The organism is Leucobacter salsicius M1-8, from assembly GCF_000350525.1.
In the GTDB taxonomy this organism is placed as follows: Bacteria; Actinomycetota; Actinomycetes; order Actinomycetales; family Microbacteriaceae; genus Leucobacter; species Leucobacter salsicius.
In genome coordinates, this window is sequence record NZ_AOCN01000008.1 from 26,489 (window position 1) to 48,626 (window position 22,138).

General features: G+C 65.2%; 20 protein-coding genes, 1 tRNA gene and 1 pseudogene. 5 read left to right on the forward strand and 17 right to left on the reverse strand.

From position 1 onward, the window contains the following. Positions 1-146 precede the first annotated feature (146 nt). Complete coding sequence (locus C795_RS14900; protein ID WP_232225411.1) at positions 147-1,775, forward strand: BCCT family transporter; 1,629 nt, start codon at positions 147-149, stop codon at positions 1,773-1,775. A gap of 196 nt (positions 1,776-1,971) precedes the next feature. On the opposite strand, the gene C795_RS17090 is transcribed toward C795_RS14900, so the two are convergent. The 3 genes from C795_RS17090 to C795_RS0102240 all read right to left on the reverse strand — a co-directional run bounded on the left by C795_RS17090 (position 1,972) and on the right by C795_RS0102240 (position 2,860). Continuing rightward, a complete protein-coding gene (locus C795_RS17090) occupies positions 1,972-2,097 on the reverse strand; it encodes a TMEM175 family protein (protein WP_017792133.1) in 126 nt (41 codons plus the stop codon). Between the two features lie 138 nt (positions 2,098-2,235). Next, positions 2,236-2,309, reverse strand: a tRNA-Pro gene (locus tag C795_RS0102235). A 113-nt stretch (positions 2,310-2,422) separates the two neighbouring features. Further along, complete coding sequence (locus C795_RS0102240) at positions 2,423-2,860, reverse strand: pyridoxamine 5'-phosphate oxidase family protein (RefSeq protein WP_017792134.1); 438 nt, start codon at positions 2,858-2,860, stop codon at positions 2,423-2,425. Between the two features lie 45 nt (positions 2,861-2,905). Between C795_RS0102240 and C795_RS0102245 the strand changes: the two genes are divergently transcribed. Continuing rightward, entirely contained in the window at positions 2,906-3,820 is a 915-nt protein-coding gene (locus C795_RS0102245) for an NUDIX domain-containing protein (RefSeq protein WP_017792135.1), read from the forward strand. A 6-nt stretch (positions 3,821-3,826) separates the two neighbouring features. On the opposite strand, the gene rraA is transcribed toward C795_RS0102245, so the two are convergent. Then, positions 3,827-4,309, reverse strand: a complete 483-nt coding sequence (gene rraA, locus C795_RS0102250; RefSeq protein WP_017792136.1) for a ribonuclease E activity regulator RraA — start codon at positions 4,307-4,309, stop codon at positions 3,827-3,829. 228 nt (positions 4,310-4,537) lie between these two features. On the opposite strand from rraA, the gene C795_RS0102255 reads away from it, so the two are divergent. The 3 genes from C795_RS0102255 (at position 4,538) to C795_RS17500 (ending at position 7,177) form a co-directional block, all read left to right on the forward strand. Further along, on the forward strand, positions 4,538-5,116 hold the full coding sequence (locus tag C795_RS0102255; RefSeq protein WP_017792137.1) for a TetR/AcrR family transcriptional regulator: 579 nt from the start codon (positions 4,538-4,540) through the stop codon (positions 5,114-5,116). Between the two features lie 53 nt (positions 5,117-5,169). Further along, entirely contained in the window at positions 5,170-6,702 is a 1,533-nt protein-coding gene (locus C795_RS0102260; RefSeq protein WP_017792138.1) for an MFS transporter, read from the forward strand. Between the two features lie 64 nt (positions 6,703-6,766). Continuing rightward, positions 6,767-7,177, forward strand: coding sequence for a DUF4190 domain-containing protein (locus C795_RS17500; protein ID WP_017792139.1), 411 nt, complete (start codon positions 6,767-6,769; stop codon positions 7,175-7,177). On the opposite strand, the gene C795_RS0102270 is transcribed toward C795_RS17500, so the two are convergent. From C795_RS0102270 to C795_RS0102330, 13 genes and pseudogenes are all read right to left on the reverse strand, one after another. Further along, complete coding sequence (locus C795_RS0102270) at positions 7,142-8,044, reverse strand: DUF817 domain-containing protein (protein WP_017792140.1); 903 nt, start codon at positions 8,042-8,044, stop codon at positions 7,142-7,144. The genes C795_RS17500 and C795_RS0102270 overlap by 36 nt on opposite strands. Before the next feature lie 19 nt (positions 8,045-8,063). Continuing rightward, on the reverse strand, positions 8,064-8,903 hold the full coding sequence (locus tag C795_RS0102275; protein WP_017792141.1) for a CPBP family intramembrane glutamic endopeptidase: 840 nt from the start codon (positions 8,901-8,903) through the stop codon (positions 8,064-8,066). A 282-nt stretch (positions 8,904-9,185) separates the two neighbouring features. Then, complete coding sequence (der, locus tag C795_RS0102280; RefSeq protein WP_017792142.1) at positions 9,186-10,772, reverse strand: ribosome biogenesis GTPase Der; 1,587 nt, start codon at positions 10,770-10,772, stop codon at positions 9,186-9,188. Beyond that, complete coding sequence (gene cmk, locus C795_RS0102285; RefSeq protein WP_017792143.1) at positions 10,772-11,524, reverse strand: (d)CMP kinase; 753 nt, start codon at positions 11,522-11,524, stop codon at positions 10,772-10,774. The genes der and cmk overlap by 1 nt, the downstream gene beginning before the upstream one ends. Continuing rightward, positions 11,509-12,603 carry a prephenate dehydrogenase gene (locus C795_RS0102290; protein ID WP_017792144.1) on the reverse strand — a complete coding sequence of 365 codons (1,095 nt, stop codon included), beginning with the start codon at positions 12,601-12,603 and terminating at the stop codon, positions 11,509-11,511. Before C795_RS0102290 ends, cmk begins: the two co-directional genes overlap by 16 nt. Positions 12,604-13,949: 1,346 nt before the next feature. Next, positions 13,950-14,678, reverse strand: a pseudogene (locus C795_RS17505) (pseudouridine synthase); the annotation flags it as partial. A 201-nt stretch (positions 14,679-14,879) separates the two neighbouring features. Continuing rightward, positions 14,880-15,497 (reverse strand): SMC-Scp complex subunit ScpB, encoded by a 618-nt coding sequence (gene scpB / locus C795_RS0102300; RefSeq protein ID WP_017792146.1) that lies wholly within the window; start codon positions 15,495-15,497, stop codon positions 14,880-14,882. Further along, a complete protein-coding gene (locus C795_RS0102305; protein ID WP_017792147.1) occupies positions 15,490-16,341 on the reverse strand; it encodes a segregation and condensation protein A in 852 nt (283 codons plus the stop codon). The genes scpB and C795_RS0102305 overlap by 8 nt, the downstream gene beginning before the upstream one ends. 11 nt (positions 16,342-16,352) lie before the next feature. Further along, positions 16,353-17,207 (reverse strand): ParA family protein, encoded by an 855-nt coding sequence (locus C795_RS0102310; RefSeq protein ID WP_017792148.1) that lies wholly within the window; start codon positions 17,205-17,207, stop codon positions 16,353-16,355. A gap of 92 nt (positions 17,208-17,299) precedes the next feature. Beyond that, the gene (locus tag C795_RS0102315; protein ID WP_017792149.1) at positions 17,300-18,286 is read right to left on the reverse strand and encodes a site-specific tyrosine recombinase XerD; all 987 of its coding nucleotides are present in this window, start codon (positions 18,284-18,286) and stop codon (positions 17,300-17,302) included. Positions 18,287-18,338: 52 nt separating this feature from the next. Further along, positions 18,339-19,133: an NUDIX domain-containing protein gene (locus C795_RS14915; protein ID WP_017792150.1), complete on the reverse strand. Its 795-nt coding sequence runs from the start codon at positions 19,131-19,133 to the stop codon at positions 18,339-18,341. Beyond that, positions 19,120-20,817: a CTP synthase gene (locus C795_RS0102325; protein ID WP_017792151.1), complete on the reverse strand. Its 1,698-nt coding sequence runs from the start codon at positions 20,815-20,817 to the stop codon at positions 19,120-19,122. Before C795_RS0102325 ends, C795_RS14915 begins: the two co-directional genes overlap by 14 nt. Positions 20,818-20,863: 46 nt before the next feature. Beyond that, positions 20,864-22,123 carry an AI-2E family transporter gene (locus tag C795_RS0102330; RefSeq protein WP_017792152.1) on the reverse strand — a complete coding sequence of 420 codons (1,260 nt, stop codon included), beginning with the start codon at positions 22,121-22,123 and terminating at the stop codon, positions 20,864-20,866. Between the last annotated feature and the right edge of the window lie 15 nt (positions 22,124-22,138).

Here is a 22,138-nt window from a genome sequence, read left to right on the forward strand (position 1 = left end):
CGATACTCCAGTGTTCATTTCTGAATGACACGAACCGAACTACAACAATCTGACGTTGGCTGAATGAATCCGGCGCAGTATTGCATCGATTCAGCGGTCGACGCAATGCAGCAAGGGCAATGCGCCCGCCACAGAATGGATTCCCGTTGACTTCTCCTTCTCCGCACACCGTGCGTTCGAGACAAAGCTCAAGTACTGAGCCCGCGCCCGAGACCAGCGCCGGCGCTCCTGTAGCAACCGGCCGCAACATCGACTGGCACGTTGCGGGCTGGAGCATCGGAATCCTCGCGGCATTCGTCATCGCGGCACTGGTGGTCCCAGACGTCGTCGCTGAGGGTGTCAACGTGGGCTTCACCAAGGCCGCTGCTTGGTTCGGGCTCTACTGGCAGTACCTACTCCTCTTCACGTTCTTTGTGGCCGTCGCCCTCATCTTCACTCCCTGGGCCAAGGCCCGCCTCGGCGGCCTCAAGTCGCCCGAGTACAGCCGCTTCAAGTGGGTGGCGATGATCATGACCACGCTGCTCGCCGGCGGCGGCGTGTTCTGGGCGGCCGCCGAGCCGCTCTACCACTACATGTCGGTGCCCCCGTTCTTCGAGGATGTTGAGCAGGGTTCGATGGAGGGCGTCTTTGCTGCCCTCGCCGCAAGCTTCGTCGACTGGGGCTTCTTGGCCTGGGCCATTCTCGGGTCGCTGGGCGCGATCGTCATGATGATCGCTGCCGAAAAGGGGCTTCCCATGCGCCCCCGCAGCTTGCTGTACCCGATTCTCGGCAAGAAGGCGGCAACGAGCCGGATCGGCGCCTTCGTTGATGTCGTGTGCATCATCTCGGTGGCAGCCGGCACGGTGGGGCCCATCGGGTTCCTCGGGCTGCAGATCTCATACGGGCTCAACTTCCTCTTCGGCATCCCGGACGTCTACTGGGTACAGCTCATCATCATTGCTGTGCTTACTGCGGTCGCCGGCGTGAGCGTATTCTCTGGCATCAACAAGGGCATCCAGTTCCTGAGCCGGGTCAACGTTTGGATGGCGCTCGGCCTGATGGCCCTCGTGCTTGTACTCGGCTCAGCCTGGTACGTGATTGAGGGCCTGGTCGGCGGGTTTGGCCTGTACATCGCAAACTTTGTGCCAATGTCCCTATACCAGGGCGACAGCGCATGGCTCGCGAGCTGGACGGTCTTCTTCTTTGGCTGGTTCCTCGGCTATGCCCCGCTCATGGCGATCTTTGTCGCCCGCATCTCGCGCGGCCGCACGGCCCGCGACCTGCTGCTCGGCACCGCCGTACTGCCCCCGATTGCGACCGCGGTCTGGTTCAGCGTGCTGGGCGGCACGGGCATCTACCTGGACCAGCAGAATCCCGGATCGATCACGGGTGCGCTCGCTGAGGCCGGGCTACCGGCCGCCATCATGGCCATCACCTCGGAGCTCCCGATGTCGGTGTTCCTCGCCATTACGTTCCTGGTACTCACGATGACGTTTGTCGCGACGACGACCGACTCCATGTCGTTCGCGATCTCGCAGTCCTGCGTAAAGGACGATGCCCCGTCGCCGAAGCTGCGACTCACCTGGGCCATCCTGCTCGGCGCAGCCGCAGCCGTGCTGATCTCGATCGGCGACGGCGGCATCGGCGCACTCCAGTCAGCGATCGTAATCACAGCCGTACCTGTCGGATTCGTGATGCTGCCGTCGCTCTTCGGCGCTCCCCTCATGCTGCGCAAGCTGGCCATTGAGCAGGGCATCGTCGGTCCACGCAAGAACGTGACGGCTGACGCGGAGTAACGACCCCCAAGAAACGACGTGATGGCCGTCGGCAGCGCATGCTGCCGACGGCCATCACGTTTTTGGTGAGCGAGTTAAGGGCAGCGCCAACAGATCAAAGATTCCCAGGATCACGCAGACGGCAAGGTGGCCACCCTCCGGCCGGTCCTGATGGTGGCGAGCAGTGAGGTCACAAACGGGAGCGCCACGATGCACATCAGCGCACAAGAATCGATTGATCGACCTTGGTGAGGCCGAGCACGAGCAGCGTGATGGCAACGGCGATCACGCCGTCGGAGAATGCTTCGATTCGACCCGGCGGGAGCGTTTCGCTTCGAGTCATAGTGAGAGCCTCACACGCTCAGTTTACGAGCGCCCACCCGTTGGCCACCATGCCCCTTTTATACGATGCGAGGCCCACCATTCAGCACCATAAAACAACAAAGGCCTGATTGGATGAATATCCAATCAGGCCTAACTGTCGGGTTGACAGGATTTGAACCTGCGACCCCTTGACCCCCAGTCAAGTGCGCTACCAAGCTGCGCCACAACCCGTTGTTCCCAAGTGGCGAACCGCTCGAGGCAACCCTTTTATATTACCCACGTCTGGCGCAGAGACGAAATCGAGCCCACCCGGCGAGTCGGACAGGGCCTAGAAGTCCGACCGCTCACCCCTCCTGCTGGTCGCCAACCATCGCTTCGGGCCCAAAACGGAATCGTCGACCGCGCACCGAATCCACGCGAATCCGCACAAACGTCGGCTTGACGGTTGACACCATCGGCGCAAGTGGCAATTGTTCGACGGCCGCAAGCTCTGCGTCACCAGTCACCACTTCAGCCCGCCCGTGCACGACGACACTCCACCCCCGCTCGGCGTTGAAGCGGTCCACCTCGAGCGCCACCGAGTTATTGATGGTGAGCCCCGAGAGTTTGCTGCCCGCGGCTGTGCGAAACACCAGCGAGGCATCATCAACCACAAAGTTCAATGGCACGATGTCTACGACGTCACCGACGTGCGTCACGAGCCGCCCCACACTCTCCAAGCTCAGCAGCTTCCAGCATTCCTCTTCGGTGAGCACAATGACAGGTACTTCGTTGCGGTCCATGCCCTCATTCTCACCCAAACGCCGCGCGCCCGCTACGCTGAAAGCATGAGCGACCTCCGAAACTCCGGCGATGAATGGTTGACCGCCGCAGACGGCGGTCGTTATTGGGGCCGCTTTGGAGCGGCAGGCCTACTCGCGGTCGACCACGCGCGAGACGAGGGTCGCGGCGCAATTCTGCTGCAGCACCGCGTGACTTGGAGCGACCACGGCGACACCTGGGGCATCCCCGGCGGCGCACGCCACGAGGGCGAACCACCCATCGACGCGGCAATCAGGGAATCCCAGGAGGAGGCGGGCGTGCCTGACAACTGCCTGCGTCCCCGCTTCACGCACGTTCTCGACCGCGGCGGCTGGGCGTACACCACGCTCATCGCCGAGGTCACCACGCCCTTTGAGCCCGAGATCACCGACGCCGAGAGCCACGCCCTCGCCTGGGTGCCCATCCACGAGGTGACCAACCTGCCGCTTCATCCCGCATTCGCGGTGAGCTGGGAGATCTTGAAACCGCTCCTCGCAGCAGCACCCGCGGTCATCGTTGACGCGGCAAACGTCATCGGCAGCGTCCCCGACGGCTGGTGGAAGGATCGTCGCGGGGCCGCCGAGAAGCTCCGCGACCGGCTAGACCTTTTGGCTGCGTCGCCGCGCGGCCTGCGCTCGGGGTTTGTCGGCGTACCCGAGGCTCGCGTGCCGGGCCTCGACCGCGTGTTCCCCGACTGGATCATGGTCACCGAGGGCGTCGCCCGCGGCATTGCGCAGGGCGAGCATGTACGGATCGTTGATGCCGATGTGCTGGGCGACGACACGATCGTCACCGAGACCGACGCACGAGCCGCCCTCGGGGCCCTCGTCGCGGTCACCACAAGCGATGCTGAGCTGAAGGTGCGCGTGGGAGCCGCGGGAGCCGCGAGCATCCATGGCGCGCAGACGCTGCTGCGCATCCTTCCTCAGCTCACTCCGTAGTGGGCACTACTCCCCCGCTAACTTCGTAACCAGCACGCCGTCCTCGTCACACCACACGAAGGCACCGGGTTCGAACCGGACCCCGGCGAATTCGACCGGCACATCGAGCGAACCCGCACCAGTCTTAGTCGACTTTGCGGGGTTTGACCCCAGTGCCTTTACCCCGAGCGGGAGGGTTCCGATCGCTACGCGGTCACGAATCGCGCCGTTGACAACCAGCCCAGACCAGCCGTTGTCGGCAGCGAATCCAGCAATCATGTCGCCGACGAGAGCCGTCTCGAGCGAGCCCGAACCGTCGATGACGAGGACTGCGCCTTCACCCGGGGTCTGGAGCACTTCTTTGACCAGTGCATTGTCTTGGAAGCAGCGCACGGTGCGTACCGGGCCCGAGAATCCAGTGACACCTCCAATGTCCTGCAGCTGCAGGGCGAGCGATTGCAGCTCGTGCCCACGCTCATCGTAGAGATCGGCGGTGCTGATTTCGGCCATTACAGGTTCTCTCCTCTCCCGCGCCGCAGCTTTGCGGCGGGACAGCCCCCACGCTACCCGTTGCCGCCGACAATCGGGTACTCGATTAAGCGTGCACTGCAACACTCCGCAAGATGTACAAACGTACATGTACACATGTACACTAGACCTAGCGCGCTCACACTGGGCTGCCGCTCGCCCATACCCAAAGACAGCGCACCGTCTCAACACACCACGTCAGGAGCCACAGTGAATGCCACACCTGTTCGCACCACCCCTCGGCGTCGTGACCCCGAGGCCCGCCGCCGTGAGATTCTCGTCGCCGCGAGCGAGCTCGTGGTCGAGAACGGCGCAGCGAGCCTCACCCACCGCGCCGTCGCCGCGCGCGCAGGGGTTCCGCTTGGATCCACCACTCAGCATTTCGCGTCAATCGACGATATTCGAGAGGCGGCTCTGCAGCTGCTCGCCGACGAGATCGATGAATCTCTCGCGCGCATGGAGCTGTACATCGATCACGTGCGCGAAAACCTCGACCCTCTCATTGACGAGTTCTGCCACTTCCTCAGCGATCCACGCGCTATCAACGCCGACATTGCGCTCATGACCACGGGCACCACCGATCCGCACTTGCGTGCGCTTGCCCTGCGTTGGACGGACAGGCTCATCGAGCTGCTCTCACGCACGCTCGGTACAGCACGTGCCACCGCGATCGCGACCTATTACGACGGCGTCACGATTCACGCGGGCCTCCATGAGCAGCCCCTCGATCGCGAAACGATCAAGCGCACGGTGCAAGCCCTGATGGCTATGCCGGATCCGGCCCCCTAGCCAAGTTTCTCCCCGCAGTCCCCAATTCGCTGATTCGAAAGGCCCTAAGGCACATGTCCTCCGCCAACATCCAATCGCTCTCGCGCACTCGCCGCTGGGCCGCCGTCGCGGTCCTCACGGCGAGCCTGCTCGTGATCATGATGGACATGACGATCCTCAACATCGCGCTGCCCGAAATGGCCGCCGAGTTGCACCCCGACTCGGACCAGCAGCTGTGGATCATCGACGTGTATTCACTCGTGCTCGCGGGCCTGCTCGTGCCGTTCGCCGCGATCGCGGACCGCTGGGGCCGCAAGCGCATGCTGCTGCTGGGCTACCTCATCTTTGGTGCGGCGTCGCTGCTGATTCTGTGGGCGCCGACCGCCGACGCGGTTATCGGTGTGCGAGCGATTCTCGGCGTGGGCGGCGCAATGATCATGCCCACGACGCTGTCGCTCATTCGTGTGATCTTCACCGACCCAAAGGAGCGCGCCACCGCGCTGTCGATCTGGGCGGCTGTGTCAGGCCTGGGCGCCGCCATTGGGCCGCTGCTCGGCGGGTTCCTGCTTGAGCATTTCTCGTGGCACGCGGCCTTCCTCGTCAACGTACCCCTCATGATTGTTGCGTTCATCGCGGGTGTGCTGTTGCTGCCCGAGTCACGCGTCAAGAACCCCGGGCGCCTCGACTACCTCGCGGCGGTGCTCGCGCTCGTGGGCATGACGCTCACCATCTGGGCTATCAAGATGTTCGGCAAGACCGCCAGCCTCACCGCCATCGATGCGTGGATCGCGCTACTCGCGGGCCTCGCGCTACTCGCCTGGTTCGGCGCACGCTCGGTGCGCAGCAAGAACCCGCTGCTCGACCTGCAGCTGTTCCGCAGCCGAGTGTTTTCTGCCGGCATCATTGCGGCCCTCGGCTCGATGTTCGCTATGGCTGCGGCGATGCTGCTGCTCGCACAGTGGCTGCAGCTCGTCAACGGCGCGTCCCCCATCGAGGCCGGTCTGCAGATGCTGCCCATCGCGATCACGAGCGCGCTCGCCTCGCTCGCCGCCCCCGCGGCCGCTCGCAAGATCGGCACACGCGCCGTGCTCGCGGGCGGCATCGCCATCGCGGGTCTCGGCATGCTGATCCTCGGCATCTCCCCCGGCGGCCTCGACATCGGCGTGATCTTCCTCGCGCTCGCCCTCATCGGCGTCGGCATGGGGTCGCTTGCCATCGGCTCCGCCATGATCATGATGGGCTCCCCCGAAGAGAAGGCTGGCAGCGCGGGCGCCCTCGAAGAGACTTCGTACGAGCTGGGTGCCGTGCTCGGCGTCGCGATCCTCGGCAGTATCTCAGCACTGATCTACCGGGCCGAGCTCACACTCAGCCCCGCGATCAAGCCCCTCACGGACAAGCTCTCCTGGCAGGCACACGAGTCGCTGGGAGCTGCGGTCGCAATTGCTGAAGACGCGAAGCTGCCGGATCTCGCCCGCGCCGCGGGCGATGCCTTCACCCATTCGCTGCAGATCACGGGCATCACCGGCGGCCTGATCATGTTTGTGGCCGGCGCCGCGGTGTTCATCATGACCCCGAAGGGCACCGATATCTCGGCTGCCCAGCACTAGGAGTACCGGCTAGCGACGGTACCTAGGTACGACGGCATCGGGCAGGGGTTGGTACCCTCGCCCGATGCCGTTCTTCGTTGGGGTGCGTAGCGTTGAAGACATCACCGACAGCGGCTACTCGCCGCGCGACAGAAAGGTTCGCACCATGCACGCGACCGCCCAGCACTTTACTGCCATGCAACCCGAGACCCCAACGAACCCCGCTGCTCCTACGAACCCCGATACCACTCGGGGGTTCGCAATCACCAGCTTCGTGCTCGGCATCGCCTCTGTGGTGAGCGGCTGGACCTTCTTCGTTCCCGTCGCTGGGCTCGTCTTCGGCATCATTGCGCTGCGCCGTCAGACGACTGAACGCACCCTCGCGCTGTGGGGCGTGTGGCTGAACGCCGCGATGCTCGCCCTAACCGCCCTCGCGGTAGTGTTCTTCGTCATCGTGGTGTCACTCGGCTTGTTCGCGCTGCCGTTCGCGGTCTAGGAGCAGGCCCTCGGGCGGGCGGGGCCGGTACACCCAGGTCACCATCACCACTGAGATGATCATCAGCAGGAACCACGCGATGAGCTTCTGTGGGGACACCATCTCCCAGCCGCCCTCCTGGTGCGGGTAGAGCCACGCCCCCGCCCAGGTGCCGATGTTCTCGGCGAGCCAGATGAACAGCGCCACCCCGCCAAACACCACCAGCACCGGAACCTTCAATGTCACCCGCCAAATGCGGAAGTACATGATGGTGCGCCCCCACAGCACGAGCACCAGCGCGAGCAGTAGCCACCGCAGGTCGACCATGAAGTGGTGGGCAAAGAAGTTCAGGTAGATCGCGGTCGCCACGATGGTGGTCATCCAGATCGGCGGGTACCGCGTAAACCGCAGCGAGTGCAGCCGATACACGCGCACCATGTACGAGCCGACCGCGGCGTACATGAACCCGCTGAAGAGGGGCACGGCCCCGATCCGGAGCACGCCCTCGGCTTCGTAGGCCCAGGACCCCACGTCAGTTTTGAAGAGTTCCATCGCGGTGCCGGTGATATGAAACAGCACGATCACCCACAGCTCACGCCCGCTCTCAAGCTTGAATGCGAGCATGCCGATCTGAATCAGGATCGCGGCGATCGTGAGCGCATCGTTGCGAGCGAGCAGAGCATCGTCTGGATACCACAGCCGCGCGGCCACGATGACGACGAGTAGCAGGGCACCAAACACACACGCCCACGCCTGCTTAAGCACAAACACCGCACACTCGATGAGCCAAGCCCGTGGGCCCGTCGCGGGCCTGCCCGCGAGCACGCGGTTCGCGGCCCGGTCAATTGCGAGTTCGAGCCGGGTGAACTGACGGTCCTCTGCAGTCATCTCTCGAGATTAGTGGAAGCTACATGAGTGACGTCCCAGACGCCTGGCGCGACGCACCGAACTGCCCGTACTCCGCAGTCACCTGGCCACGAATGCACCACAGTGTGATGAAGCCCACGGCAATCACGACGAAGTTTCCCAGCCCAGCAATTGCGCTAAGTGGGCTCGCTGTCGGATACGCGGACAGGAGAAAGATACTGGGATCGGTAGTCGCATGGAGCAGGATCGGCCAGATGAGCCGGCCAGTAACGCGGAGCGTCAGGTACATACAGACGCCAAACGCGAAGGTATACAGGAGCTGTATCCCCGTTACCAACACCGACTGGCCGCTGATCAGGTTGCTGGCATGCAGTAGCGAGAACAAGGTTGCTGAGGCGAGGGCGACAATGAATTCTCGGTAGCCCGCTCGCCTCATCAGTTGAACTACAAGTCCCCGGGTGAGGAGTTCCTCCGCGAGACCGATCGCCAGCCCGGCACACAGCCAGGCTAAGACGGTCGCTCCCCCAGCAGCGCCATAGTCAACGCTCATCATGCGCAGCACATTGAACAGCAGTACGGCGCCTACCGCGATCCACATCCAGCCCCGTGCAGCCAATCGGTGCTTGCCGAAGAGCACTCCGAGCCACCCGAGAGATCCTGAGAACACGAGAAGCAGGGTCGATCCGAGCAAGACCGGCAACAGTACGGTCACAACGATGTAACCGGGGCTGTCGACGTCAAGGCCCTCAAGTAGCGGGGCAAACAGGAGCGATCCGGCTTGATACAGCACGAGGTAGACGACAGCGAGCAGAATCGCTCGCCACCAGCCTCCCCGTCCCCAGAATCGCTGCCACCGGTTGGGCGTTCTCGGAGCGTCCACGCTCTCATCCTTTCCTGCTTCACCAGTCCCATAGGTGTTCCTGGCAGGGCCAGCACCAGTTGCCGGCGCCTGGTGTAAATCTACGGGCATGCGCCCAGTGCCTGTGACCGACGCTGCGGCGAGTTGCCCACAATCTGGATCGCGGCAGCATTGACCGAAATGGCATCGACACCGAACACAACGGCGCCCCGCCCAGAACCTGAGGTTCTGGGCGGGGCGCCGTGGATTGATCCGGATCGCAGGCCGCGGCGGCACGCGATCGAGACCGGCAATCTGGCCCGGTTACGCGCGCGGGCGACGCTCGCGGATACGCATGTTCAGCACGATGGGCGAACCCTCGAAGCCGTAGTTCTCGCGCAAGCGACGCTGGATGAAGCGGCGGTACTGCGGGTCGAGGAACCCGGTCGTGAACAGCACGAACGTGGGCGGACGGTTCTGCACCTGCGTGCCGAACAGGATGCGGGGCTGCTTGCCACCGCGCAGCGGGTGCGGGTGCTCCTGCACGAGCTCGGCCACAAAGGCGTTGAACTTGGCGGTGGGGATACGGGTATCCCACGACTCGAGTGCGGTCTCGAGCGCTGGCACGAGCTTCTCGAGGTGGCGACCGGTGCGCGCCGAAATGTTGACGCGGGGCGCCCACTCCACGTGCGAGAGATCCTTCTCAATCTCGCGCTCGAGGTATCGGCGGCGGTCGTCGTCGAGCAGATCCCACTTGTTGAACGCGAGCACGAGCGCGCGGCCCGACTCGAGCACCAGGTCAATGATGCGCAGGTCCTGGTCGCTGATCTCCTGCGTCACGTCGATCAGCACGACGGCAACCTCGGCCTTTTCGAGGGCCGCGGTGGTGCGCAGTGAGGCGTAGAAGTCGGCGCCCTTGTGCATGTGCACGCGGCGGCGGATACCGGCGGTGTCCACGAAGGTCCATACGCGACCGGCGATTTCGACCTGCTCGTCAACGGGGTCACGGGTGGTGCCCGCGAGCTCGTTCACGACCGCGCGCTCTTCGCCCGCAGCCTTGTTGAGCAGGCTCGACTTGCCCACGTTGGGGCGACCAAGCAGCGCGACGCGGCGCGGGCCGGCCAGACGCGGCTGGGCCACTGCCGACTCCTCGGGCAGCGCAGCGATGACCTCGTCAAGGAGGTCGGCAACGCCGCGACCGTGCAGAGCAGAGACGGGCTTCGGCTCGCCGAGACCCAGCGACCACAGCTGTGCGGCCTCGGGCTCGAGCACAACATCGTCCACCTTGTTGGCGACGAGGAAGACGGGCTTCTTCGTGCGGCGCAGCAGCTGTACGACGTGCTCGTCGGTAGCCGTGGGGCCCACTCGCGAGTCGACCACAAACATGACGACGTCGCACAGCTCGATTGCGACCTCGGCCTGCAAGGCCACCGACGCGTCGATGCCCTTGGCGTCGGGCTCCCATCCGCCGGTGTCGACGAGCGTGAAGAACTTGTCGTTCCAGTCGGCGCGGTAGCTCACGCGGTCGCGCGTGACGCCCGGCTTGTCCTCCACGACGGCCTCGCGGCGGCCGAGGATACGGTTGACGAGCGCCGACTTGCCCACGTTAGGGCGGCCGACGATCGCAACAACGGGAAGCGTCTCAGAGGCCTGCTCCTTGAAGCCCAGAAACTCACCGTCTTCGCTGATGAGCGCGACGTCGTCGTCCTCAAGCGAGAACTGATCGAGGTTCGAGCGCATGGCGCGCAGCCGCTCAGCGTCGGTGACCTCGCCGTAGAACGCGTCGCCGTCGTCATCCATGTCGGCGAACTCGGTACCGTCGATGATTTCTTCGGCCAGCACGCCCGAAGCGTCAAACACTTCGGTCTCGGGCACGTCGGCGTAGTCGCCGTCGTTTCGTTGGGTCGTCATTATTCGCTCTTTCCCGCGGGCACACGCGCCGCTTCTACGATGTCGATGACAGCCTGCACCGACTGTTCGAAGTTCAGATCACTCGTGTCCACGAGCGTGACCCCGGGTGCGGGGTTAAAAAAGTCGACCACGAGCGCGTCTTTCGCGTCGCGCGCGGCGATGTCGGCGAGCACCTGCTCGTGCGACATTCCCGCGAGCTCCCCGGCCCGACGTGAGGCACGGGCATCGGCAGACGCTGTCATCAGGATGCGCACGGGGGCGTCCGGGGCGACCACGGTCGTAATGTCGCGGCCCTCGATGACAACCCCGGGCAGACCCGAGGAAGCAACCAGCTCGCGGAACATCGCGTTGAGGCGCGCACGCACCACCGGATGCTTAGACACCCGGCTCACCTGCCCGCTCACGGCATGGTCGCGAATGGCCGCGGTCGCATCAATCGGATCGGTGCCCGCAAGCCCAACGGTTACCCGCTGCTCACCGCGCATCGTGATGGCGTACGCCCATGCATCCATTACGTTCAGCACGGCGGCCTCAGAGTCGAGGTCGATGCCCGCCTGCAGCGAGATCCACGCGAGCGCACGATACGCTGCACCGGTATCGAGAATGCCGAAGCCCAGTCGGTCGGCCGCTGCGCGCGAGACGCTCGACTTGCCGCTGCCTGCCGGGCCATCGATAGCCACGAGGATGGGGTCGACGGCTGCCCCCTGTTCGGGTGCAGTGTTCGTCACGGCGCCTGTCACAGCGTCCTCCATCCTCGTTCAACCAAATCCGAAACCGCGCGCTCCGCCACTTCGGGCAGCACGGCAATCTCGGCAAAACCAATTTGCGCCCCAGGCGAATGCTCTAGGCGCAAGTCTTCCATGTTAATACCCAGTTCTCCGAGTTCGGTGAGCAGCCGCGCCAACTGGCCCGGCCGATCATCGATGAGCACCGTGATCGCGGTGAATCGTTCGGCAGATCCGTGCTTGCCGGGAATCCTCGCGACGCCCGTGTTTCCCGCTGCGAGCAGATCTGCGATGCGGCGCTTGGCACCGGGCTGATCCGGATCGCGCAGTGCCTCAGCGAACTCGGCCATATCGGCGGCAAACGCCTCCAGCAACTCGACGACCGGGCCGCGATTGGCCCCCAGGATCTGCACCCACAGCTCCGGGTCGCTGGCCGCGATGCGAGTCGTGTCGCGCAGGCCGCCACCAGCCAGACCGATTGCCTGCTCGCTCGCCTGCGTGAGGCGGGCGGCCGTGAGGCTCGATACGACCTGGGGCAGGTGCGAGACGAGCCCGACCGAGCGGTCGTGTTCCTCGGGTGTCATCTCGAGCAGCACGGCCCCGAGATCGAGGGCGACCGCTTCGACGAGCGCGAGGGCCGCCGCGGGGGTCTCACTGTCTCGGCAGACCACCCAGGGGCGAGCAACGAACAGGTCGGCGCGCGCCATGATGGCGCCGCCCCGCTCGCGGCCCGCCATCGGATGCGACCCCACATAGTTGGTGAGATCGATGCCGCGGCGCTTCAGCTCGAGAAACGGGGAGAGCTTAACGCTTGCGACGTCGGTGATGACGGAGCTGGGAAACCGCGCCAGCGCCGCCTCGACGACGTCTGCCGTCACATCGGGCGGCGTCGCGATGACCACGAGCGCGGGCTCGGGGTCATCGCTCGCGCGCACGCGACCGGCACCGTAGTCTGCGGCGAGCGCAACGGTGGTCGGCGAGAGGTCCTCGAGGGTGACGTCAACGCCACGCTCGCGCAACCCCAGGCCTACGCTCGCGCCCAGCAGGCCCGAGCCGATGATGTGAACGGTGCCCGCGGTGCGGGCGGTCAGTGGTGCTTCGGTCATCGCGACCCGCCACGGGGGCCGCGGTTGTCCTGGCCGCGGTCGTTGTTGCGGTCGTTGCCCCGATCGTTGTTGCGGTCGTTGCCCCGATCGTTGTTGCGGTCGTTGCCCCGATCGTTGTTGCGATCGTAGCCACGGTCGTTGTTGCGATCGGCACCACGGCTGTTGCCGCCGCGCTCCCCGCCGAAGCCGCCGCGGCGATCGTCGCGCTCGGTACGCTCGTGGTCGCGGCCACCACGCTGGGGCTTGTGGCCCGCGTTGCCGCGGCTGTAGCCGGCGCCTGATCCGCCCCGCGCCGAGTCACCGCGACCGAAGTCGGGGCGACCGTTGCGGCCCTGTGCGCCACGGTCGTTCGAGTACCCGCCGCGCTCAGCGCGCTCGCCACCGTAGTTGCGATCGCCACGGTCGTTGCGATCGTTGCGGCTACCAAAGTTGCGGTCGTTACCGCGATCGTTTGAGTACCCACCACGCTCTGCGCGAGCGCCACCGTGACTACGATCGCTGCGATCGCTGCGATCGTTGCGATCGTTGCGATCGTTACGGTCGTTACGGTCGTTGCGTCCGCTAAAGTTGCGGTCGTTGCCACGATCGTTGCGGTCGTAGCTCCGGCTGGGGCGGTCGTTGCGGTCACCCTGGGGGCGATCGTAACGGGGACGCTCATTGCGATCGCTACGCTCTCCGCGGTCCGCACGCTCAGCGCGGTCGGACCAGACCCGTGCCTTACCAGTGCCGCCGCTAAAGCCGGCGCGGTTGTTCCAATCGGAGCGCTCGCTCCGGTCGAACCCGCCGCGCTGCTCGCCGCTGCGGCCGCCACGGTTATCGCGGTTATCGCGGTTATCACGGTTATCACGGTTATCGCGGTTATCGCGGTTATCGCGGTCGAACCCACCGCGACCAGCATCACGCGCACCACGGTTGTCGCGGTCGAACCCGCCGCGTCCCTGGTCTGCGCGACCAGCGCCGCGATCCGAACCGTAGCCTGCACCTCGGCTGGCACCACGGTCGCTGCCGCGGTCTGCACCGTAGCCTGAACCGCGGCTCGCGCCACGATCAGCGTCACGGCCGGCTCCGCGCTCGTAGCTCGCGCGACGCTCGTCGCCCACCGCATCGCTGCGGCTCTGCCACTGCCCGGCATCCTCTGCCGAACGACGGCCGTGCGGGTTGCCGCGCGCGGCGACGCCGCGCATGCCGCGTGCACCCTTGCCGTCGCCGGGGCGACCGGCCGTGATCTCGTCGCGACGCTTTACCGCGCCGCGCCCGCCCTTTGCACCAGCGTTCTTCACCCGAGAGCTCTTCGCCCAGCCCTTACGGCTCTGCTTGCCTCCCTCGGCACCTGCCTCAGCACCCTCTTCGCGGGGAGCCTCCCCCGTGGCAGAGAGCAGAGCTCCGCGCTCACCGGCAGACAGCTCACGCATCTCGCCGATGCCGAGCGTACCCAGGCTCAGCGGGCCAAACTGGCGGCGTACGAGTTCGATAACGGGAAAGCCAACCTCCGCGAGCATGCGCCGCACAATGCGGTTGCGGCCCGAGTGCAGGGTCAGTTCGACGAGTGAGAACTTGCCGCCGCCGTCCGAGAGGATGCGAGCCCGGTCGGCCTTGATCATGCCGTCCTTCAGCTCGACGCCGTACTTCAACTGCTGAATCACGGCGCCAGTCATGCGTCCGCGCACGTGCGCCACGTAGGTCTTTGAAACCTCGAAGCTCGGGTGCGCCAGCTTGTGTGCCAGCTCGCCATCGTTCGTGAGAATCAGCAGACCACTCGTGTCGGTGTCGAGACGGCCCACGTTGTAAAGGCGGTCCTTCACCTTCTTTGTGAACTCCCGCAGGTCAGAGCGGTCGTGCTCATCACTCATGGTCGAGACAACGCCCGTGGGCTTGTTCAACACGAAGTAGCGCTTCGACACGTCAAGCTGCACGACGACACCGTCCACGCGCACTTCGTCGGTAGCGGGATCAATTCGTGAACCGAGCTCGTGCTCGACCTGACCGTTGATCGTCACGCGACCGCTCGTGATGAGCGACTCGCACGCGCGCCGCGAAGCGACGCCCGCGTGCGCGAGCGCCTTCTGCAGCCGAATGCGACCGTCATCGGGATCGGTGGCTTCTTCACCTTCGTACGCGCCGGATCCGGCATCCTCTTCGCCCGCAGCTGCGCCGCCGGTCCAGCCGAACTCCGCGAGATCAACCTCTACATTTTCGCCGTCGACTGAGAACGAGCCGCCGAGGCCTCCGCTATCGCCATTCATGTGTATACCTTCCACCCTGGCGCGAAAGCGCGCCTACAAAACTTCATGTTCAAAACCTTCGGCACCGTCGTCAAGCAACGGTGAAATATGGGGCAGCTCAGAAATGTCTCCAATTCCGAGCCGGTCGAGCAGCACCGCAGTCGTGCCATAGAGCGTCGCGCCCGTCTCCTCGTGCCGCCCAGCTTCCTCGATGAGGTTGTGGCTGAGCAGCGTGCGAACTACCGAATCGACGTTCACGGCTCGAATCTGGGCGACCTGACCGCGGGTGACGGGCTGCCGATATGCAATCACGGCGAGCGTCTCGAGCGCTGCTTGCGAAAGCTTCGCGCTGCGTTCCTGCTGTACAAAGTCTGCCACAAGTGGGTCGAGAGTAGCCCGTACATAAAATCTGAACCCGCCAGACACCTCGCGCAGCTCGAAACCGCGAGGCTCAGAGACCTCATTGCCATCGTAATCGGCGCGCAACGCGCCGAGCGCCGCCCGCACCTCACGCACCGGACGGTCGAGCGCAACCCCGAGCGCGAATTCGTCGAGTGGCTCCTCGGCCACGATGAGCAACGCTTCGAGCTGCTGCGCGAGCGAGTGGGTCGCGCGCACGGTCGCGAGTTCGTCGATCGCGTCGAGCTCCGGCTCGAGCACGGGCTCAGTCATAGTCGCTCCCCAGGGTGGCTAGTTCGTCATCAGACCAGCTCTCGCCGGTCCACTGCACGATCAATTCTCCCAGGGGTTCGGCCTGAGTGAAACTCACGGCGTCTCGCCGATACAGTTCGAGGATCGCGAGAAACCTCGCGACGATGACTCCCCGCTCGCCGACCCCCACGATGAGCTCGCGAAACGTCTGGGCTGCGGTCGTGCGCAGCAGCGAGATAACGATCGCCGCCTGTTCCCGGATGGACACAGCCGGTGCATGCAGGTGGCTGAGCCCCACGACCGGAATCTCGCGCGGGGTGAACGCCAGCTGGGCTATCGCCGCAAAGTCATGGGCCGAAAGTTGCAGGTCGAGCTCGGGGCCCGTTGACCGGTACTTCGCATCAAGAGGAAGCTGGCGTGCGTGCCGTCCGCTCTCCGCGACGAGGCGCTCGTGAAACCAGGCGCTCGCGAGCTTAAAAGCGCGGTACTGCAGCAGCCGCGCGAACAACAGGTCTCGTGCTTCGAGTAGCGCAATGTCCTCGGCGTCGACGGCCTCGCCCTGCGGCAGCAAACTCGCGATCTTGAGGTCGAGCAGCGTCGTGGCAACGACGAGAAACTCGCTGGCGCGGTCGAGGTGCGCCGCCGCTTGGGAGCCCGCGGGGTCGTGCTCGGCGTCGAATTGGGCGTCGAGCGCGGCCAGGTAGCTGATGAACTCGTCGGTGACGAGACTGAGCGACACCTCGGTGATGTCGAGCTCGTGCTTGCCGATGAGGCTCAGCAGCAGATCGAACGGGCCGTCAAAGACGTCCAGACTCACCCGAAACTCGCTCGGGCGAGCCTCGACGGGTTCGCTCGCACGGGTCATGGATGCTTCGATCAGGCGACGATCCCGCGCTGCATGAGCTCGCGGGCAAGTTTGAGGTAGGCCTCTGACGCGGGGTTTGCTGGCGCGTAGTCGAGCACGGGCATCGCGGCAATCTGCGCATCGGGCAGCTTCACGGTGCGCCCGATCACGGTGTCGAACACGCTGCCGCCGAAGGTATCGACGACGCGCTCGAGCACCTCGCGCGCGTGCAGTGTGCGCGAGTCGTACATCGTCGCAAGTATGCCGTCGAGCTCGAGGGCCGGATTGAGCCGGTCCTTCACTTTGTCGATCGTCTCGACGAGCAGCGCAACGCCGCGCAGCGCGAAGTACTCGCACGCGAGCGGAATCAGCACACCGTGGCTGGCCGTCAGCGCGTTCACGGTGAGCAGCCCGAGCGAGGGCTGGCAGTCGATCAGGATAACGTCGTAGTCGTCCACGACCTTGCGCAGCACGCCGCCGAGAATCTGCTCGCGGGCGACCTCGGTGACGAGGTGTACCTCGGCCGCAGACAGGTCAATGTTGGCGGGAATCACGTCGAGCCCGAGGGTGGCGGTGGCCTGGATCGCGTCGCGCGGATCCTTCACCTTGCCGAGCATCAGGTCGTAGATCGTGGGGACGTCATGAGCGGGCACCCCGAGGCCCGCGGAGAGCGCACCCTGCGGGTCAAAGTCGATCGCGAGGACCTTGCGACCGTAGCGCGCCAGCGCTGCGGCCAGGTTGATCGTGCTCGTCGTCTTACCGACGCCGCCCTTCTGGTTGCACATCGCGATGATGCGCGCGGGGCCGTGGCTCTCGAGGAAAGCGGGTGGCGGAATTACCCGATCCGGCCTGCCGGTCGGTCCGATCTTCTCCTCCACGTTCGCCATCAAGGCCTCCTCCTGGGTTACTAACGATTCATCCTATCGCTGTCTGGGCTCGCGAATCTGCGGTGCCGGATCAACGCCTCGCCAATACGCCCCTAGGTCGCGCGCGGATGCGAGGTCAGATAGTGCTCGCGCAGGGTGTCGGCCGTGACCTGGGTGTAGATCTGCGTGGTGGTGACCGAGGAGTGTCCAAGCAGCTCCTGCACCGTGCGCACGTCGGCTCCGCCCGCGAGCAGGTGCGTGGCAAAAGAATGGCGCAGCGTGTGCGGCGAGACCTCCCGGGTGATGCCCGCGCGTTCGGCGGCAGCCCGGATCACGAGCCAAGCACTCTGGCGAGAGAGGCGTCCGCCGCGCGGGCCGACGAACAGCGCGGGGGTACCCAGTCCCCTCGCTACCATTGCGGGGCGCGCACGCACGAGGTAGGCCGCGAGGGCGGCCCCGGCGTAGCTGCCGTATGGGATGACGCGCTGCTTCGAGCCCTTGCCGATCACGCGCAGAAACCCGCCCGCCGCGAGCGCGTGTTGGGTCGCCTCGCTCGCTGCCCCGTTGGTTGCGTCGCTTCGCCCACCCTCGAGCAGCAGGTCATCGAGGTCAAGGCTGCAGGCCTCGCTCACGCGCGCCCCGCTGCCGTAGAGCAGTTCCAGGAGCGCACGGTCGCGCAACCCCACCGGGTCGTCCCCGCCCGCGTGGGCGAGCAGCGCCTCAACTTCTTCAACAGCCAGCGCCTTGGGCAGCCGCAACGCCTTCTTCGGCGTGCGCAGCCCCCGCCCCGCATACCCCTCAAGCAGATCCTCCTCGAAGAGGTACCGGTGCATGCCGCGCACGGTCGATGCGCGACGCGTGATCGACGCGGCCGCGAGCGGCGCACGCTCGCCGTCGGTACTAGCGAGGTCGGCGACATATGCCGAAAGCGTGTCGGGGCCGACGTGCGCGAGATCATCGATGCCGCGCTCCGCGAGCCACTGCGCGTAGGCGGTGAGGTCGCGCCGGTAGGCGCTCAAGCTGTTCTGCGCGAGACCTCGCTCGATCGCGACGTGGCGTAAGAACCGGTCGATGCCGGCATCGACGCCGAGGGTAATCATCGCGAGCGCGCTCCGTTCATCGCGAACGCTTCGTTCATCGCGAGCGCTTCGTTCATCGCGAGCGCTCCCCGCGCACGCCCTCCCGAAACACCCACGGAGACTCCGGATCCCGCAGCGTTGCCCAGTCCTGTGCGCGAGCCGCGTGAGCTGCGAGCACGGCGCTGACGGTGACGGCGTTGCCGATCCGGCCCGTCAGCGCCGCGGCCACCGCGTCCTCGAGCGGCACCCATTCAGGGTGCAGCTCAGCCTCTTCGCCGTCGCGCACGAAATCGTGCGCGACGGGGCTCAGGTCGCGCGCGAGGAAGATCCGCATGGTCTCGCTCGAGCCCCCCGGCGACAGAAACAGGTCGAGCAGTAGATCCCACTGGCCCGCCGCGAGGTCGGCTTCCTCCGCCAGCTCGCGCTGCGCGCCGGCGAGGCCCGATTCACCGGGAGCGTCCATCAGCCCGGCGGGAATCTCAACATCGCGGTGCGCGATGGGGTGCCGGTACTGTCGCATGAGCAGCACCCGACCCGCATCATCGAGCGCGAGCACCGCGACGGCGCCCGTGTGATCAATGTAGTCGCGCACCAGCTCGGTGCCGCGAAACTCGAACCGGTCGCGGCGCACGTCCCAGACGGCTCCGCGCACGAGCAGCTCGCTCTCAAGCACGGTGATGTGTGCGGGAGCATCGGAGAGTTCGTGGCCAGAGGAGTCTCGATCCGGATCCCCCGGCGTAGTGCCCGCGGGCACCGTGAGGCTGGCAGCGCCCGTGAGCCCAGCGGAGACCCTGGGATCAGCAGATACGCCAACGGGCGCGGGAGCCTCAGCCCCCGCGCCCGTATCGCGTGCGTTAGTTGTCGTCACCCTCGACCTCGAAGAGGCGGGCGGCCTCGCGGCGGCCAATCGCGGCTTCGACGAGACCCGCGAACAGCGGGTGCGGCGTGCCGGGGCGCGAGCGCAGCTCGGGGTGCGCCTGCGTGGCGATGTAGAACGGGTGCACCTCGACGGGCAGCTCGACGTACTCGACGAGCGAGCCGTCCAGGCTCGTGCCCGAGAACGACAGGCCGGCCGCAGCGATCTCGTCGCGGTAGGTGTTGTTTACCTCGTAGCGGTGGCGGTGACGCTCGCTCGCGGTCGGTGCACCGTACAGGCGCTCAGCGAGCGAGCCCGCCGTGAACTTTGCCTCGTACAAGCCCAGGCGCATGGTGCCGCCCAGGTCGCCGCCCTCGATGATGTCGACCTGCTCGGCCATCGTCGCGATGACGGGCACGGGGGTCTCGGGATCGAACTCGGTTGACGAGGCACCCTCGAGTCCAACGACATTGCGTGCGTACTCAATGACCATGCTCTGCAGGCCAAGGCACAGACCCAGCGTGGGGATCCCGTTCTCGCGGGCAAAGCGCAGTGCGCCGAGCTTGCCCTCGATGCCGCGCACGCCAAAGCCGCCGGGCACGCAGATGGCGTGGACATCGCCGAGCGCAGCCTTCGCGCCGTCGTGGGTCTCGCAGTCGTCTGCGGGCACCCACTTCAGGTGGACCTTCTGGGCGTGAGCGAAGCCGCCAGCACGCAGCGCCTCGGTGACCGAGAGGTAGGCGTCGGGCAGGTTGATGTATTTGCCCACGAGCGCGACCGTAACCTCACCCTTGGGCTCGTGTACGGCGTCGAGCACCGGCTGCCAGCCGGTCCAGTCGACGTCGTGCGAAACCTCGGACAGGCCCAGGTTCTCGACGATGACGCTGTCGAGGCCCTGATCGTTGAGCAGCGTGGGCAGGTCGTAGATGCTGGGCACGTCGATCGCGTTGATGACCGCGTTCTCTTCGACGTCACACATCAGCGCGATCTTGCGCATGTTGTCGTCGGTGACCGGGCGGTCACTGCGCAGCACGAGCGCGTCGGGCTGAATGCCGATCGAGCGCAGGGCTGCCACCGAGTGCTGGGTGGGCTTGGTCTTCTGCTCGCCCGAGGCGCCCATGAACGGCACGAGAGACACGTGCACGAAGAACACGTTCTTGCGGCCGAGCTCGTGGCGCACCTGGCGTGCGGCTTCGAGGAAGGGCTGCGACTCGATGTCGCCGACGGTGCCACCGACCTCGGTGATGATGACGTCGGGCTGCGGGTCTTCAGACGCCTGCAGCCGCATGCGACGCTTGATCTCGTTCGTGATGTGCGGGATCACCTGCACGGTGGCGCCGAGGTAGTCGCCGCGGCGCTCCTTGGCGATCACGGTCGAGTAGATCTGCCCGGTCGTCACGTTGGCGGCCTGCGACAGATTAATGCCGAGGAACCGCTCGTAGTGCCCGATATCGAGATCCGTTTCGGCACCGTCGTCGGTCACAAAGACCTCGCCATGCTCAAACGGATTCATGGTGCCCGGATCCACATTCAGATATGGATCAAGTTTCTGCATCACGACGTGCAAACCACGTGCGGTGAGCAGATTACCCAGGCTGGCGGCCGTCAGGCCCTTACCGAGCGACGAGATAACGCCCCCGGTAACAAAGATGTGCTTGGTCGTTTTCGGCTGTGCCGCGCTCTGCTTCGTTCCCACGGGCTTCGATCCTATCAGTTGAATTCGTCAGGTTGGCGTGAACTGGTTATCTCAGCTCTTGGCGTGGTACCCACACCTGTTTGATGATCATCAGAACAGCGGCCGTCACAGGGATAGAAATCAGTGCGCCCAGGAGTCCGAGCAGCGTACCGCCAGCCAATGCACCAATCACGACTAGGGCACCCGGCACCGACACCACCCGGTTCATCACCTTGGGTGTGAGGAGGTACGATTCGAGCTGCATGTACACGAGGTAGTAAATCGCAGCGATAATTGCGGTCGTCGGCGAGTTGAACAGTGCGACGATCGTCACGAGCACGGTGGCGAGCACCGAACCGATGAGCGGGATTAGCGCGAGCATGAATACGCCGACCGCGACCAGCCCCGCGAACGGCACTCCCACGATGGTCATCATGATGAACCCAAGGGTCGCGTTAATGAAGGCGAGCACGACCATGCCGTTGACATAGCCGCCCACGGATTTGGTGACCTGCTCGGTAATGTCAATGACCTTTGCGCGGCCGGTCTTGGGCACAAGCGAGTAGAACGCGTGCTTGATGATGCGCAGTGAGGAGAGGAAGTACAGCGACAGAATCAGAATGATGAGCGCAGCGGTAAGGCCGTTCGCAATGCCAATGCCGGCCTGCCAGACGCCGCCAGCCAGCTGTGCCCAGCTCTCGGGCTTGCTGACAAAATCTCTGCCCATATTGAGCAGGCCGTTGAAGTCGACAAAGCTGCCAAACCGAGTGTCCAAGTCGCGGTACCAGGGCTGGTGCGCGAGGTCGGTGAAGAGCGTCGGGGCGCTTCTGATCAGCAGGTTGATCTGGGTCGCGATCATCGGAATGATGATCGCAAGCAGGATCCCGATGATCACGACGAATCCGCCGAACACGATGCCGATGCCGAGCGGGCGCTTAATATTGCGTCGTTCGAGCATGCGCACGACCGGATCGAGGCCGAGCGACACGAAGAGCGCCGCAGCCACGTACATCACGATGGTGCTGAGCTGGTTAATCATCGCGCCGAACAGGATCGCCACGAGCACGCCCAGAGTGACCGTGAAGCCGAGCTGGAACGGGCTCTTCACTACGAAATCACGTGTGAGTCGCTTCGCCTCTTGAGCCTGCGCGTCGCGGTTCGCATCGCGCGACTCGCGATACATCGCGCGTGTCTCGGCGTCCATTTGCTCGAGATCGGCGTGCACGACCGCCGGGTGCGATTCGAGAAACTCAGCCTGTGTGACTGGATCGCTTGTCACGTCTGCTTTGTTGCGGCGCGAACGGGCTCGCCCAAACATCTTGGTCATGTGTGGGAGCGTAGC

What these genes read in the sequence shown, in the direction of transcription:
- scpB (WP_017792146.1), bottom strand. Translation starts at nt 15,497, where the DNA reads ATGACTGAGCCCGTGCTCGAGCCGGAGCTCGACGCGATCGACGAACTC.
- C795_RS0102240 (WP_017792134.1), bottom strand. Translation starts at nt 2,860, where the DNA reads ATGGACCGCAACGAAGTACCTGTCATTGTGCTCACCGAAGAGGAATGC.
- C795_RS0102330 (WP_017792152.1), bottom strand. Translation starts at nt 22,123, where the DNA reads ATGACCAAGATGTTTGGGCGAGCCCGTTCGCGCCGCAACAAAGCAGAC.
- C795_RS0102260 (WP_017792138.1), top strand. Translation starts at nt 5,170, where the DNA reads ATGTCCTCCGCCAACATCCAATCGCTCTCGCGCACTCGCCGCTGGGCC.
- cmk (WP_017792143.1), bottom strand. Translation starts at nt 11,524, where the DNA reads ATGGAGGACGCTGTGACAGGCGCCGTGACGAACACTGCACCCGAACAG.
- C795_RS0102315 (WP_017792149.1), bottom strand. Translation starts at nt 18,286, where the DNA reads ATGATTACCCTCGGCGTCGATGCCGGCATCGACCGGTTCTTACGCCAC.
- C795_RS0102310 (WP_017792148.1), bottom strand. Translation starts at nt 17,207, where the DNA reads ATGGCGAACGTGGAGGAGAAGATCGGACCGACCGGCAGGCCGGATCGG.
- C795_RS0102305 (WP_017792147.1), bottom strand. Translation starts at nt 16,341, where the DNA reads ATGACCCGTGCGAGCGAACCCGTCGAGGCTCGCCCGAGCGAGTTTCGG.
- rraA (WP_017792136.1), bottom strand. Translation starts at nt 4,309, where the DNA reads ATGGCCGAAATCAGCACCGCCGATCTCTACGATGAGCGTGGGCACGAG.
- C795_RS0102270 (WP_017792140.1), bottom strand. Translation starts at nt 8,044, where the DNA reads ATGACTGCAGAGGACCGTCAGTTCACCCGGCTCGAACTCGCAATTGAC.
- C795_RS17500 (WP_017792139.1), top strand. Translation starts at nt 6,767, where the DNA reads ATGCCGTTCTTCGTTGGGGTGCGTAGCGTTGAAGACATCACCGACAGC.
- C795_RS0102290 (WP_017792144.1), bottom strand. Translation starts at nt 12,603, where the DNA reads ATGACCGAAGCACCACTGACCGCCCGCACCGCGGGCACCGTTCACATC.
- der (WP_017792142.1), bottom strand. Translation starts at nt 10,772, where the DNA reads ATGACGACCCAACGAAACGACGGCGACTACGCCGACGTGCCCGAGACC.
- C795_RS0102245 (WP_017792135.1), top strand. Translation starts at nt 2,906, where the DNA reads ATGAGCGACCTCCGAAACTCCGGCGATGAATGGTTGACCGCCGCAGAC.
- C795_RS17090 (WP_017792133.1), bottom strand. Translation starts at nt 2,097, where the DNA reads ATGACTCGAAGCGAAACGCTCCCGCCGGGTCGAATCGAAGCATTCTCC.